Source organism: Nocardia sp. NPDC003693 (assembly GCF_053981095.1).
On the sequence record NZ_JBSFNO010000068.1, the window covers coordinates 13,851 to 27,723 of the forward strand.

Genomic DNA, 13,873 nt, shown 5'->3' on the forward strand with positions numbered 1-13,873 from the left:
TCGACTCCAGCTGGGAACCGCACCCTTGTGTGCTTACATACATCTCTGTATGTTTGTTTCTGTTCGAGCACAGCAGCGTGATGGGAGGAGTTCGATGGCGAACAAGGTGTACGTGGTCGGCGTCGGAATGACGAAGTTCGAGAAGCCGGGCCGTCGCAAGAACGAGGACGGCAGCAACTGGGACTACCCGGACATGGCGCGCGAGTCGGGCACCAAGGCGCTCGCCGACGCCGGCATCGACTACCGCGAGGTCGAACAGGCCTACGTCGGCTACGTCTACGGCGAGTCGACCTCCGGTCAGCGCGCGGTGTACGAGCTCGGCATGACCGGCATCCCGGTGGTGAACGTCAACAACAACTGTTCCACCGGTTCGACCGCGCTCTACCTCGCCGCCCAGGCGATCCGCGGCGGGCTCGCCGACTGCACCCTGGCCCTGGGCTTCGAGAAGATGCAGCCGGGCTCGCTGGGCTCGAGCTACGACGATCGCGAACAGCCGATGGCCAAGCACGTCATGGCCCTCGCCGAGATCTCCGAGGTGCTGTTCCCGGTGGCCCCGTGGATGTTCGGCGCGGCCGGGCGCGAGCACATGGAGAAGTACGGCACCACGCTCGAGCACTTCGCCAAGATCGGCCACAAGAACCACAAGCATTCGGTGAACAACCCGTATGCCCAGTTCCAGGACGAGTACTCGCTGGACGACATCCTGAACGCGCGGATGATCTACAGCCCGCTCACCAAGCTGCAGTGCTCGCCGACCTCCGACGGTTCCGGCGCGGCCATCCTGGCCAGCGAGGACTTCGTGGATCGGCACGGCCTGGCCGCGCAGGCGGTGGAGATCGTGGGCCAGACCATGACCACCGACTACGCCTCCACCTTCGACGGCACCGCCAAGAACCTCATCGGGTACGACATGAACGTCCAGGCGGCCGAGAAGGTCTACGCCGAGGCGGGTTTGGGCCCGGAGGACTTCCAGGTCATCGAACTGCACGACTGCTTCTCCGCCAACGAACTGCTGCTGTACGAGGCGCTGGGCCTGTGCGGCGAGGGCGAGGCGGGCAAGCTCATCGACGCCGGGGCCACCACCTACGGCGGCAAGTGGGTCGTCAACCCCTCGGGCGGCCTTATCTCCAAGGGACATCCGCTGGGCGCGACGGGTTTGGCCCAGTGCAGCGAGCTCACCTGGCAGCTGCGCGGCACCGCCGACAAGCGGCAGGTGGACAACGTCACCGCCGCCCTGCAGCACAACATCGGGCTCGGCGGCGCGGCCGTCATCACCGCCTACCAGCGCGCGGACCGCTGAGCGCGTCGCGAAACACCAACCGACACAGATCTACTCGACGAGGAGCAGTTTTCACATGGGACACATCGAAGCCAGCCGCGACCTGACCGCCAGCCCCGCCGCCCTGTGGGCCGTGGTCTCCGATCCGCAGACCTGGGACAAGTGGTTCAGCATCCACGAGCGCTGGATGGAGGACGCGCCGGCCGTGCTGTCCGAGGGCGCGGTGCTGACCGCCAAGGTCGTCATGCTCGGCATGGCCAACAAGATGGTCTGGAAGGTCGAGAGCGTCGAGGCCCCGAATCGCCTGGTGCTCAGCGGAACCGGCATGGCCGGGGTGAAGGTGCAGTTCACCTTCGACATCACCCCCGCGGGCGAGGGCAGCAACTTCGCGGTCGCCGGTGACTTCGAGGGCGCGCTCATCAAGGGCGCGCTGGGCAAGGCGGTGGAGAAGGACGGGCTGAACCAGCTCGACAAGACCCTCACCGCCCTCGACTCGCTGGCCGCGGCGGCCTGAGATGTCGGGCACCCCCATCGAATTCGATGCCTCGGGCCTGAACACCTGGTCCGACGAAGAGCGTTTCGAGGTCACGGCGGAACGGCTGGCCGAATACGCCGCCGCCACCAATGATCCCATCGAGGCGCACCGCAAGGGCGAGATCGCCTCGCCCGTGTTCGCCATCGTCCCGGTGTTCGACGCCATGATGGTGCCGGTCATCGACGTGGTGCCGATGGACATCTTCGGCCGGGTCGTCCACGGCGAGCAGGACTTTCACTTCCACCGCCCGATCCGGCCCGGCGAGACGCTGGTCTCGCGCGCCAAGGCCATCGGGTTCGAGGGCAGGGACAACGGCTCGACCATCACCATCCTCATCGAAACCCGGGCCGAGGACGGCGAACTCGTCAACGAGCAGTATCTGACCGCGTTCTTCCGCGGCGTGAACGCCGGTCCGCGGGTCGGCGACGGCGCGCCAGCGCACCGTTTCGACGCCGCGCTGGCCGACCTGCCGCCGGTGGCCGAGGTGGCGGCGCACGTGGATCTCGATCAGACGTACCGGTATTCGCCCGCCTCGGGTGATCCGGTGCCGCTGCACCTGGACGACGACGTCGCCAAGGAGGCCGGGTTGCCCGGCATCATCGCGCACGGGCTGTGCACGATGGCCATGTCGTCCTGGGGCGTGCTCACCGAGGTCGCGGGCTCGGATGTGGCGCGGCTGAAGCGCTTCGCGGTCCGGTTCTCGAAGATGGTGTTCCCCGGCGACGACCTGCGGACCCAGCTCTGGAAGCTCGACTCCGCCGACGGGGTCACCACCTATGCCTTCCGCACGCTGCGCGGGGACGACGTCGTGTTGAGCGACGGCCGCGCCGACATCGCGGATTGACACCTTCGAACGGCGTCGGCGGGGTGACGCCGTTCGCGAAAAGACTTGCTGGACAGGAGAGATTCATGGGATTGCTCGAAGGACGGGTCGCCGTCATCACCGGCGCCGGTCGCGGTATCGGCCGTGAGCACGCACTGTTGTTCGCGCGCGAGGGCGCCGCGGTCGTGGTGAACGACCTGGGCGGCAGCAACTCCGGCGAGGGCGTCGACGTCGGCCCCGCGCAGGAGGTCGCGAACGAGATCGTGGCCGCCGGCGGCCGCGCCGTCGCGAACACCGACAACATCGCCGACTGGGCCGGCGCGAAAGACCTGATCGATCAGGCTGTCTCGGAGTTCGGCCGCCTCGACGCGGTGATCAACAACGCCGGGATCCTGCGCGACGCGTTCATCGCGGGCATGGACGAGGCGCAGTGGGACGCGGTCGTCGCGGTGCACCTCAAGGGGCACGCCGCGGTGCTGCGCCACGCCGCCGGGTACTGGAAGGACCAGTCCAAGGCCGGTAACCAGCCGAACGCCGCGGTGGTCAACACCGCGTCCGCCTCGGGCGTGACCGTTCCCAACGCCGGGCAGGGCAACTACGGTGCGGCCAAGGCCGGCATCGCCGCGCTGACCCTGGTCGCGGCCGACGAACTCGCCCGCTACGGCGTGCGCGTCAACGCCATCGCGCCCATCGCGCGCACCCGGCTGACCCTGGCCACGCCGGGCATGGGCGAGATGATGGCCGCCGAGGCCGCGGATCTGGAAGAGGGCGCCTTCGACGCCTTCAGCCCGGCCAACATCTCCCCGCTGGTCGCCTACCTGGCCACCGAGAAGTGCCCGATCACCGGCAAGGTGTTCGCGGTGCAGGGCGGGGCCATCTCCGAGCTCGCGGGCTGGCACGACGTGAAGACCATCGAGACCGACGGTCCGTGGCTGATCGACGACATCGCCGCCCGCCTGCCCTGAGTCGTACCGTCCCGATCGCACCCCGACAGCGAAACCGTCTGGAGAACAACGATGTTCGAATGGTCCGAAACCGACGAGATGATCCGCGACGCGGTGCGCGGCTTCATCGACAAGGAGATCCGCCCGCAGCTGGCCGGTCTCGACAGCGGTGAGATCTCGCCGTATCCGATTATTCGAAAGTTGTTCAGCGACTTCGGCATCGACGCGCTGGGCGGCGACGCGATCGGGAAGCTGCTGGCCCGCCAGCGCAAGCGGGAAGCGGCCCTGGCCGCGGGCGAGCCGCTGCCCGAACGCAAGGAGGGCTCCTCGGGGGACGGCGGTCCGTTCGCCGGTCAGGAATCGATGATGGCGGTGCTCATCAGCGAACTGTCCGGGGTGTGCATGGGGCTGGTGACCGCCATGGGCGTGAGCATCGGGCTCGGGGCGACCACGATCCTCTCGCGCGGCACGCTCGCGCAGAAGGAGCGCTGGCTCGCGGACATCGTGACCATGAAGAAGGTCGCGGCGTGGGCGATCACCGAACCCGACTCGGGCTCGGACGCTTTCGGCGGGATGAAGACCTACGTGCGCCGCGACGGCGAGGACTACATCCTCAACGGGCAGAAGACCTTCATCACCAACGGGCCGTTCGCCGACGTGGTCATCGTCTACGCCAAGCTCGACGACGGTGACGGCACCGACAAGCGCGATCGCAAGGTACTGACCTTCGTGCTCGACAAGGGCATGGAGGGCTTCACCCAGGGCAAGCCGTTCCAGAAGATGGGCCTGCACGCCTCGCCCACCGGCGAGCTGTTCTTCGACAACGTGCGCCTGTCCAAGGACCGGCTGCTCGGGGAGACCGAGGAGCACAGGGGCGGCGACGGCCGGGAGAGCGCCCGGTCGAGCTTCACCGCCGAGCGCATCGGCGTCGCGTTCATGGCGCTGGGCATCGTGAACGAATGTCACCGGCTCTCGGTGGAATACGCCAAGACACGCAAGCTGTGGGGGCAGGAGATCGGGCGTTTCCAGCTGGTGCAGTTGAAGCTGGCCAAGATGGAGGTCGCGCGCATCAACGTCGAGAACATGGTCTTCAACATTCTCGAGCGCGGCCGCGCGGGCAAGCCGCCGTCACTGGCCGAGGCGTCGGCCATGAAGCTGTACAGCTCCGAGATCGCCACCGAGGTCGCCATGGAGGCGGTGCAGCTGTTCGGCGGCAACGGCTACATGGCGGAGTACCACGTCGAGCAGCTGGCCCGGGATGCCAAATCGCTCATGATCTACGCGGGCAGCAACGAGATCCAGGTGACGCACGTCGCCAAGGGGCTGCTCGGCAAGTGAGCCGGCCACCGGGTCGTGCGGGATGTGCTCGCCGGCGCGACCCGGTTACCGGAACAACCGCACAGCAACGGATTTCGTGAAGAGAGAGTGACAATGACGTCACCGTGGGCCGCCCTCGGCGGCGAGATCACCGAACGATCGCAGTGGTACGGGGAGTTCCGGACGCGCGTGCTGGAGGTGCCGGGCGGCGGTCCGCGCTTCGTGCTGCTGCACGGGTTCGCCGATTCCGCCGACACCTGGCGGGGCGTGCTCGCCGGGCTGCACGCTCGGGGGCGGGCCGCGGTGGCGGTCGACATGGCGGGGTTCGGGGTGACCGATCCGTTCGCGCCCGGTCCGCTGCTGCCGCAGCTGGACGCCTTCGCCGACGCGCTGCTGGCGTCGACCGGACCGGTGGTGCTGGTGGGTAATTCGCTCGGGGTGGCGATCTCGCTGCGGGCGGCGCAGCGCAATCCGGGCCTCGTGCTCGGGGTCTGCGCCCTCGACGAGCCGCTGCTGTCCGATGACTGGCTGGCACGGTTCGCCCGCGGCCGGATCGCGCCCGCCGCCGCGCGGGTACTGCACCGGACGCGCATGCCTGCGCCGCTACTGCGCGGGGGCATCTCGGTGTTCGCGCGGCTGGCGCTGTGGGGTGACCCGCGCGCGGCCGATCGCGCGCTCATCGCGATGTGGCGTGAGAAGTACGGCAGCTCCGCGCAGGTGGCCTGGCTGGCCGAGAACGCGATTCGCTTCGCGCAGGAATCGGTGGGCGGCTACGCGGATGATCCCGTGTCCTGCCCGGTCCGGATCGTGCACGGCCGCCGGGACCGCATCATTCCGGTGCGGGCCGGGGCGGCGCTGCATCGGCTGCTGCCGGGCAGCGAGTTCATCGTGCTCCCGCGCGCCGGGCACTGCCCGCAGCTGGACGATCCGGCCGGAATCGCGGAGCTGCTGGCAGATTTCGCGGACCGGCGGGTGGGTGGGGCGAGTCGCGACGTGGGGTGACGCGCTGGTTCTCGAGCCTTGGCGGGCGCCGGGCAGTGGGGCGATGAGCGCCGCAGACGACCGCGGTGCATCGGCGGTGGACACGTGCGGTGCGCCCTCCGGTAGCTGGACGGGAAAATCTGCGACTATTCGGGCATGACATCGCTGTCGGACCTGCTGCCCGAAGACGCGATCCAGCTGGATGTACCGGCCCCGGACTGGCGCGCGGCGATTCGCGCCGCCGGGAGCTTGCTGACCGCCACCGGCGTGGCCACGGACGAGTACACCGCCGAGATGATCGGCAACGTGGAGGATAACGGGCCGTACATCGTCATCGCGCCCGGATTCGCCTTCGCGCACGCGCGACCCTCGCCGGCGGTGTCGCGGACCGGCATGTCGTGGGTGCGACTGCGCGAGCCGGTAGAGTTCGGCAGCCCCAACGACCCGGTGGATCTGGTGGTGGCGCTGGCGGCCACCGACTCCGAGGTGCACACCGACGCCATGGCCGCGCTCGCCCGGCTGCTGCTCGAACCCGGCGCCGACGAGCGGCTGCGGGCGGTGGCGACGCCCCGGGAACTGCGCCGGCTCATCACCGGTGAGGACGCGGCCGAGTCCGAGAAGCTCTCCACCACAACGACTTCCGGTGATCACCCGGCGTCCGGGCCGGTGAAGATCCTCACCGTGTGCGGCAACGGCGTCGGCACCAGCCTGTTCCTCAAGAGCACCCTGGAGAAGGTGCTCAACCGCTGGAAATGGTCGTCCTACGTCGATGTCGAAGCGACCGACACCATTTCGGCCAAGGGCAAGGCGGGGGAGGCGGTCGCCGTGCTGACCTCCGGAGAGATCGCGAAGACATTGGGAGACATGGGAATTCCGGTGCGGGTGTTGGAGAACTTCACCAGCACCGCCGAAGTCGACCGCATCCTCCGCGACCTCTTCGACGTGTAGGAGGCGAGCCCCGTGAACGTCGTCCTGGCCATAGCCCAGTTCATCGTCAACGAGATCCTCAGTCAGCCCGCGTATCTCATCGGCATCATCACCGCCGTCGGGCTGATCGCGCTGCGCAAATCCACCGGGCAGGTGGTGGGCGGGGCCATCAAGGCCACCCTCGGCTTCCTGCTCATCGGGGCCGGCGCGGGCCTGGTGGTGCTGTCGCTGAAACCGCTCGGGATCATGATCCAGGGCGCGCTCGGCGCGCACGGCGTCATCCCGACCAACGAGGCGATCGTGGCTATCGCGCAGGCCGAATACGGCGCGCAGGTCACCTGGCTCATGATCCTCGGGTTCGCCATCAGCCTGCTGCTGGCCCGGTTCACGTCGCTGAGCTACGTCTTCCTGACCGGCCATCACATGCTGTTCATGGCCACGCTGCTGACCATGGTGCTGGCGGTGGCCGGCTTCTCCACGCCGGTGGTGGTTCTCACCGGCGGCATTCTGCTCGGCATCGTCATGGTGGCGCTGCCCGCGCTGGCCCAGCCGTGGACGCGGCGGGTCACCGGCGGCGACGACGTGGCCATCGGGCACTTCGGCACCGCCGGATACGTCGCGGCCGGTGCGACCGGTCAGCTCGTCGGCAAGCGCAGCCGCAGCACCGAAGAGATGAATCTGCCGGAGGGCCTGCGCTTCCTGCGCGATTCGATGGTGGCCACGGCGCTGTCGATGGTGCTGCTCTATCTCGTCCTGGCGGTGATCTTCCTGGTGCGCGTCGGGGCGGACGAGGCGTACCGGGCGTTCCCGGACGGCGCGACGAACATCGGGAACTACCTGATGAAATCGGTGAGCCAGGGCCTGCAGTTCGGAATCGCGGTGGCGGTCATCCTCTTCGGCGTCCGCACGATCCTGGGTGAGCTGGTGCCCGCCTTCCAGGGCATCGCCGCGCGCGTGGTGCCGGGCGCGGTGCCCGCGCTGGACGCGCCCATCGTGTTCCCGTACGCGCAGAACGCGGTGCTGCTCGGGTTCATCTCCAGCTTCATCGGCGGACTGGTCAGCCTGGGACTGCTGACCTGGATCTTCAATCCGCTGTTCGGCTTGACCCTCGTGCTGCCCGGGCTGGTGCCGCACTTCTTCACCGGCGGCGCCGCCGGCGTGTACGGCAACGCCACGGGCGGCCGCCGGGGCGCGATCGCGGGCGCGTTCGTCAACGGCGTGCTCATCACCTTCCTGCCCGCGTTGTTGCTGCAGGTGCTGGGGCCCTTCGGCGAGGAGAACACGACGTTCGGCGACGCCGACTACGGCTGGTTCGGCACGTCCATCGGCACCGCGGCGAAGCTCGGCGGCTGGGGCGCGGTGGTGGCGGCGCTCGCGATCGGCGCGGTGATTCTGCTCGCCGCGATCGTGATGCAGACGAAAGTGGTTGCCGCGGGCTGGGATCCGGGCGCCCGGCGCGACGCCGAGCTGGGAGTGTCCACGCTGCCGGATCCCCTCGGGGAACCGGTGGCGGCGGGTGCGCGGCGATACCCGAAGATACCGCCGCCGCGGGGCGCGCCCGTTCCGCCGCCGCCGGAGTAGCCCGCTAGGGCTTACGGGCCATCGCGGACCCGATCAGTTCCTCCCACACCGTCAATTCCTGGACGTGGGCGCCGATTCGGGTCATGTCGCCCTGAGATTCCTGATGCCACAGCGCCGACGGGACCACCCCGGGGGCGACCATGTCGAGATCGCCGAACAGGCCCGCGATCTCCGCGTCGGTGCGCCAGCGGCCGCGACCGAACGTGGCCTGGAGCTTGTCCTCCGCGGCCTTGGTCTCCTCGTTCTGACCGGTGCGGAAGTGCGAGATGTAGAACGGGCTGCCGGGCCGCGCCAGATCGGCCCAGTAGCGCACCAGGTCGGCGGGCTTCTCCTCGTCGTTCAGGTGATGCAGGATGGCGCTGAAGATGACGCCGACCGGGCGGCTGAAATCGATGAGCCGCTCGACTTCCTCGCTGTGATGGATGGATTCGGGCTCGGTCAGGTCGGCCTGGATGACCGCCGTGGTGTCCTGGGTGGCCAGCAGCGCCCGGCCGTGCGCGAGCACGATCGGATCGTTGTCGACGTACACCACGCGCGCATCCGGATTCACCCGCTGCGCCACCTGGTGTACGTTGTCCGCCGTCGGCAGCCCACTGCCCATGTCCAGGAACTGGTCGATGCCGCTGCGGGCCATCTCGTCCACCGCGCGCACCAGGGCCTGGCGGTTGGAGTAGACGATCGCCACCGACCCGGGCAGATCCTTGAAGAAGAAATCGCCGACCTCGCGGTCGACCGCGTAATTGTCCTTACCGCCCAACATGTAGTCGTAGACGCGCGCGACACTCGGCTGTGTCTGATCGACCTTCGGTTGCACACTCATCTGAAAATCACCCCTGTCCGACCCGGACCTACTCTGGCTATCCTTGCCCGTTCGATCCTAGGAGCGAACGGGATCCGGTGGGGCGCTTGGGGAATTCAGACCGCGCGCAAACGAGTGCGACTCGCGTAGACGTGCTCGGCGATCAGGGTGGCAATACGATCGGGGGCCTCGAGCATGGGGACGTGGCCGACGTCGTGGATCAGGATGCGATCCGCGGACTCGGGCAGTTCCTGCAGGAAACGACGAGCATAGGTCTGGTACGGAATGATCCGGTCGTTCTCACACATGAGCAGGCGCACAGGGGTTTTCAGGTCCGACATGTCCTCGAGATCGGGGGCGCGCAACGCGCCGGCGATCATCGGGAGCATGGCGCGGCAGTTCATGGCCGAGGTGATGGCCGCCTCGACCGCGCGGCGCGGGGCCGCGGCGCCGTTCTTGGACAGCAGCAGGGCCACCGCCGAGCGCACCGGGGCGCTGAAGGCGATGGCGTTCGGCAGGCGTCTACCCACCTCGACCACCGGCACCAGCGACAGGAACTTCAGGCCGACCTTCACCTGCAGCGCGGAGGGGGTTTGCCAGCCACCGGCGGGGGCGATAGCGGTGAGCGTGCGGGCCCGGCCGCGGCGCGCGAGCTCGAAACCCACCCAGCCGCCGAGCGAATTGCCCGCGATATGGCAGGTGCGCCAGCCCATCTCGTCCAATTGGTCTTCGACCCGATCGGCAAGGGCACTGACATCGAGGTACCAGCCCTCGAACTCCGGGCCGCCCCAGTGGCCGGTGAAGGCGGGAGCGAACACCTCGCAATGGCTTGCCATCCGCTCCGCGACCCCCTCCCAGCAGTGCGGGGACATCATGAACCCGTGCAGCAGGAGCAGTGGATCACCGGAACCGGTGTGCAATGCGCGCATGGGGGCGAGCGGGGTGGCGGGCTTGGCGGTGCCTGACGTCATCGTCATCACCCCTTCCTGGACCTCGATGTCCACGGAGAAGGTTGGATAGCGGCATTGTACGGTCGTAGGGTGCCCAAAATCCTCAGCACGGTAAACGTCAATGGAGTTCGCGCGGCGGCCCCCAAGGGTCTGCTCGCCTGGCTGGCTGTCACCGAGGCCGATATCGTCTGCCTACAGGAGACCCGGGCGACCGAGGAGCAAACGCGTAGCGTGCTGGCTCCCGCGCTCGATGCCGGGTGGTATCTGAGCCACGCCGAACCCGGGATCAAGGGGCGCGCGGGGGTGGGGATCCTGTCCCGCAGGCAGCCGGACGCGGTGCGGATCGGGCCCGGGGTCATGGTGGACGGAAACTGGGTTCCCGGAACCGAATTCGCGAGCATCGGGCGTTACATCGAGGCCGATTTCGACGAGCTGACCGTCGCGAGCGTCTACGTGCACACCGGCGAGGCCGACACCCCGATGCAGGACGAGAAGTACCGGTTCCTCGACGAGGTCGGCGCGCGGATGACCGGGATCGACCGCGACTTCGTGATCATGGGCGACTGGAACGTGGCGCACACCGAGCTCGACATCAAGAACTGGAAGGGCAACGTCAAGAACTCCGGCTTCCTCCCGCAGGAGCGGGCGTGGGTGTCCGCGATGCTCGCGGCCGGGTACGTGGACGTGGTCCGCGAGCTGCACCCGGGCGTGCCGGGCCCGTACAGCTGGCACTCCTACCGCGGTCGCGCCTACGACAACGACGCCGGCTGGCGCATCGACTACCAGCTCGCCCGCGGCGACATCGCCGGCCGCGCGAAGCAGGCCGTGGTGGAGAAGGCCGCCACCTACGCGGAGCGCTGGTCCGACCACGCGCCCGTGACGGTCCAGTACCGGTGACGATCTCGCCGCGGGTGCGCGCGTGGCTGCTGCTGGGCGGCGCGGTGGCGCTGGTGTTGCTCGCGCTGTTGCTGGCGCGCGGGAACGACAGCGTGGACCGGGGTGGGGACGCCCGGCCTGCGGTGACCTCGACGGCCGCGCCCAAGCCGTCGAACCCGGGGGCGGTCGGACAGCCGAGCGCCTCCGCGCCCGCCAAGGTCGCGGGGGTGCCGGACCGGGCCTACCTGACGCTCGTCGAGATCGACGCCGGGCGCTGGCCGGACTCGGCGGGCGCGCCCGGAACGCGCGGCGGGGACACCTATTTCAATCGCAACCGGGCGCTGCCCGCGCGTGACGCCGCGGGGAAGAACATCAGCTATCGCGAGTGGGATGTGAATCCCAAACGGCGGGGCCAGGACCGGGGTGCGGAGCGCATCGTCACCGGCAGCGACGGCTCCGCCTGGTACACCGCCGACCACTACGACACCTTCACGAGGATGCGCTGATGGCCACCCCGATCTCGTTGTCGCAGTTCCTGTCCCGGCCCGCCGACCCCGTGCTGGGCGCGCTGCGGGTGCAGGCCCCCGACTTCAGCGGCCTGCGCTACGCCCTGCCCCGCACCTACGTCTCCCGCGAGCTGCGCGCCCCCCGGATGCGGACCGTCGCAGGTGTTTTCGACGAGTTCGCCGCCGCCCTGCAGTTCCCCTACTACTTCGGCGCGAACAAGGACGCCTTCGACGAGTGCCTCCGCGACCTCGCCGAGTCCCTGGGCGAGGCCGACGGCTACGTCCTGCTGGTCCGCAACGCCCCCGATCTGCTGGCCGACCAGCCCGCCGAGCTCGACTGGTTCGCCGCCGCCATGACCGACTGCGCGGCCTACTGGACCCCGTTGAAAACCACCTTCCGCGTGATCCTGCAGGGCGGGGTCCCCGGCCTGCCCGCCACCACCCTCGACTGGGACCGCCGCGAGCTGTAGGCGGAGCGGGCAGCCCGGGCGGACCGCACATACGTCGAACCATGGCTTTGCACTGCGCTCCGCGGCTCTGCTGCCGGGAGCCTGTCAGGCGTTGCGCAGCTGTGCTGCCAGATCCTCGCCCAGGAGAACGAAGACATCCGTCGTCTGGGCGATCAGCTCGTCCCTCGTCATGGGCAGGTCGCCCTGGAGCCAGGCGGCCAGGGTCTGGATCAGGCCGCCTACCAGGTAGGTCGCGCGGAAGGTGATGGCGGGGTTGGGGGTTGGGGGAGCGAGGTTGTAGAAGTCGGTGCCTTCGGCGGCGACCATGTTCGCGAAGGCGCGGACCGTGTGGACCGTGCGGGTGCGGAGCTCAGGGGTCGCCGAGCTCACCACCAGGGCCACGCGGGCCTTGCGGGGGTCGTCGGTCAGGACGTGGACGCCGGCGGTGATGGCGGCGTGGGCCTTGGCGCGGGAATCGGCGGGGGCGGTGTGCAGGGCCAGGATCAGGGTCCCGGCCAGCTCCTCGGCGATGGCGTCGAACAGGGCCGACAGCACCGCGTCGCGGCCGTCGAAATTCTCGTAGTAGTAGCGCTCGTTGAGGTTCGCGCCGGTGCACAGGGCGGCGACCGTCAGTTTGTCGACGCCGTGCGTGCCGAGGATGTCCAGGGCCGCGTCCAGCAGGGTCGCGCGGCGCTGGGCGCGGCGCTGCGCCGCGGAGATTCCGCCGTACGTGCGTTGCCCGGTCACGGGTCGATTCTGGCACGGGCGCAGTTCTGGGGGTAGGTCTTGCCAGATTCTCGAATCTGGGGGACTCTTTTTCCAGATGTGGTGGTTCGCATCACACACTGCTTCGGGAGGCAACGATGCCTGCACGGTCGGATACCGGATATTTCTCCGATGACTCGATGATTCGGCGCGTGATGCGCAAGCGCGCGGTGGGGCTCACCTACGGTCAGCGCGCACTGGTGATCGGGGCCGTGCACCCGCTGCTCTACGTCGGCACCGCCGAGAACACCCAGCACCGGACCACCCCCTACACCCGGCTCGCGCTCACCGGACGGCTCTTCGAAGCGGTGTCGCTGGGCACGAAGGAGGAGGCCGACCGGGCGCGCGCGTTCACCCACAAGCGGCACGCCAAGGTCCAGGGCGGACTGCCCGAGGACGCGGGCAGCCACCACCCGGCCGGCACCCGGTACTCCGCGCACGATCCGCAACTCATGTTCATGACCATGGCCTTCACCTTCGATTCCGCCGAGGTCATGCACGATTTGCTCGTCCGCAGGCTCACCGCGACCGAACGCGAAGGGCTGTACCAGGATTACGTGCGCTGGGGTGAACTGTTCGGCATGCCGCGCGACGCCGCGCCCGCGAGCTACCCCGAATTCCGCCGGGTCTTCGACGGCTACCTCGCCTCGGACGAGGTCTTCCTCACCGACGAGGCCAGGGTCGTCGGCGGCTACCTGATGGGCCAGCAGGTGCCCTATCCCATGCCGGTGCCCGTGCAGCAGGCCCTCGGCGGCTTCAATCTGCTGGTCCAGGGCAGCCTGCCCCCGCGCATCCGCGAGATGTACGGCCTGACCTGGGGAATCCGCGAGGAGATCGCCTGCCGCGGCCTCGCGCAGGCCGTGCGCACCGCACACCTGTCCCCGCCGCTGGCCCCGAAACTGCTGCGCGGCACCCTGACCGGGCCCAGCTACCCGCTCTACCGCCTGGCCACCCGCCGCGAACAGAAGCTGGTGAACTCCGGGCGGCCGAGTATGCCGGGGGTTGACGCAAGGCCTCGACACGCCCGGGTCAGCTGACCTCGATCTACTCTCGCCTCGTGGTTCGCGGCCCGCCCGGTTCTGGACTGACGGAGCGGGGGAGCGAAGCGGAGGAGCGGAGGAGGGAAGAACCGGGTTACGAG

15 protein-coding genes are annotated in these 13,873 nt (G+C 68.9%); 12 read left to right on the forward strand and 3 right to left on the reverse strand.

Annotated elements, in window-relative coordinates:
* Positions 1–94 precede the first annotated feature (94 nt).
* The 8 genes from ACWDOP_RS38135 to ACWDOP_RS38170 all read left to right on the forward strand — a co-directional run bounded on the left by ACWDOP_RS38135 (position 95) and on the right by ACWDOP_RS38170 (position 8,387).
* Positions 95–1,300 (forward strand): lipid-transfer protein, encoded by a 1,206-nt coding sequence (locus tag ACWDOP_RS38135; RefSeq protein WP_456348964.1) that lies wholly within the window; start codon positions 95–97, stop codon positions 1,298–1,300.
* 55 nt (positions 1,301–1,355) lie between these two features.
* The gene (locus tag ACWDOP_RS38140) at positions 1,356–1,793 is read left to right on the forward strand and encodes a type II toxin-antitoxin system Rv0910 family toxin (RefSeq protein WP_456348965.1); all 438 of its coding nucleotides are present in this window, start codon (positions 1,356–1,358) and stop codon (positions 1,791–1,793) included.
* Between the two features lies 1 nt (position 1,794).
* On the forward strand, positions 1,795–2,658 hold the full coding sequence (locus ACWDOP_RS38145) for a MaoC/PaaZ C-terminal domain-containing protein (protein WP_456348966.1): 864 nt from the start codon (positions 1,795–1,797) through the stop codon (positions 2,656–2,658).
* A gap of 65 nt (positions 2,659–2,723) precedes the next feature.
* The gene (locus tag ACWDOP_RS38150; RefSeq protein ID WP_456348967.1) at positions 2,724–3,602 is read left to right on the forward strand and encodes an SDR family oxidoreductase; all 879 of its coding nucleotides are present in this window, start codon (positions 2,724–2,726) and stop codon (positions 3,600–3,602) included.
* Between the two features lie 51 nt (positions 3,603–3,653).
* On the forward strand, positions 3,654–4,919 hold the full coding sequence (locus ACWDOP_RS38155; RefSeq protein ID WP_456348968.1) for an acyl-CoA dehydrogenase family protein: 1,266 nt from the start codon (positions 3,654–3,656) through the stop codon (positions 4,917–4,919).
* 93 nt (positions 4,920–5,012) lie between these two features.
* Complete coding sequence (locus ACWDOP_RS38160; RefSeq protein WP_456348969.1) at positions 5,013–5,900, forward strand: alpha/beta fold hydrolase; 888 nt, start codon at positions 5,013–5,015, stop codon at positions 5,898–5,900.
* Positions 5,901–6,035: 135 nt separating this feature from the next.
* Entirely contained in the window at positions 6,036–6,827 is a 792-nt protein-coding gene (locus ACWDOP_RS38165) for a PTS sugar transporter subunit IIA (RefSeq protein ID WP_456348970.1), read from the forward strand.
* A gap of 12 nt (positions 6,828–6,839) precedes the next feature.
* Positions 6,840–8,387: a PTS ascorbate transporter subunit IIC gene (locus ACWDOP_RS38170; RefSeq protein ID WP_456348971.1), complete on the forward strand. Its 1,548-nt coding sequence runs from the start codon at positions 6,840–6,842 to the stop codon at positions 8,385–8,387.
* A gap of 4 nt (positions 8,388–8,391) precedes the next feature.
* Here the strand turns inward: ACWDOP_RS38170 and ACWDOP_RS38175 are convergent, their stop codons facing one another.
* Positions 8,392–9,207 carry an SAM-dependent methyltransferase gene (locus ACWDOP_RS38175; protein WP_456348972.1) on the reverse strand — a complete coding sequence of 272 codons (816 nt, stop codon included), beginning with the start codon at positions 9,205–9,207 and terminating at the stop codon, positions 8,392–8,394.
* 95 nt (positions 9,208–9,302) lie between these two features.
* Positions 9,303–10,163, reverse strand: coding sequence for an alpha/beta fold hydrolase (locus ACWDOP_RS38180; protein ID WP_456348973.1), 861 nt, complete (start codon positions 10,161–10,163; stop codon positions 9,303–9,305).
* Between the two features lie 63 nt (positions 10,164–10,226).
* Here ACWDOP_RS38180 and ACWDOP_RS38185 point away from each other — a divergent pair, with 63 nt between their 5' ends.
* Genes ACWDOP_RS38185 through ACWDOP_RS38195 form a run of 3 tightly spaced genes read left to right on the forward strand, consistent with a single transcriptional unit; the run spans position 10,227 to position 11,988 of the window.
* Entirely contained in the window at positions 10,227–11,033 is an 807-nt protein-coding gene (locus ACWDOP_RS38185; RefSeq protein WP_456348974.1) for an exodeoxyribonuclease III, read from the forward strand.
* Entirely contained in the window at positions 11,030–11,518 is a 489-nt protein-coding gene (locus tag ACWDOP_RS38190; protein ID WP_456348975.1) for a ribonuclease domain-containing protein, read from the forward strand. Before ACWDOP_RS38185 ends, ACWDOP_RS38190 begins: the two co-directional genes overlap by 4 nt.
* Positions 11,518–11,988 (forward strand): barstar family protein, encoded by a 471-nt coding sequence (locus ACWDOP_RS38195; protein ID WP_456348976.1) that lies wholly within the window; start codon positions 11,518–11,520, stop codon positions 11,986–11,988. The genes ACWDOP_RS38190 and ACWDOP_RS38195 overlap by 1 nt, the downstream gene beginning before the upstream one ends.
* Positions 11,989–12,072: 84 nt before the next feature.
* On the opposite strand, the gene ACWDOP_RS38200 is transcribed toward ACWDOP_RS38195, so the two are convergent.
* Positions 12,073–12,714, reverse strand: a complete 642-nt coding sequence (locus ACWDOP_RS38200; protein ID WP_456348977.1) for a TetR/AcrR family transcriptional regulator — start codon at positions 12,712–12,714, stop codon at positions 12,073–12,075.
* A 158-nt stretch (positions 12,715–12,872) separates the two neighbouring features.
* Here ACWDOP_RS38200 and ACWDOP_RS38205 point away from each other — a divergent pair, with 158 nt between their 5' ends.
* Positions 12,873–13,769: an oxygenase MpaB family protein gene (locus ACWDOP_RS38205; RefSeq protein ID WP_456348978.1), complete on the forward strand. Its 897-nt coding sequence runs from the start codon at positions 12,873–12,875 to the stop codon at positions 13,767–13,769.
* Positions 13,770–13,873 lie beyond the last annotated feature (104 nt).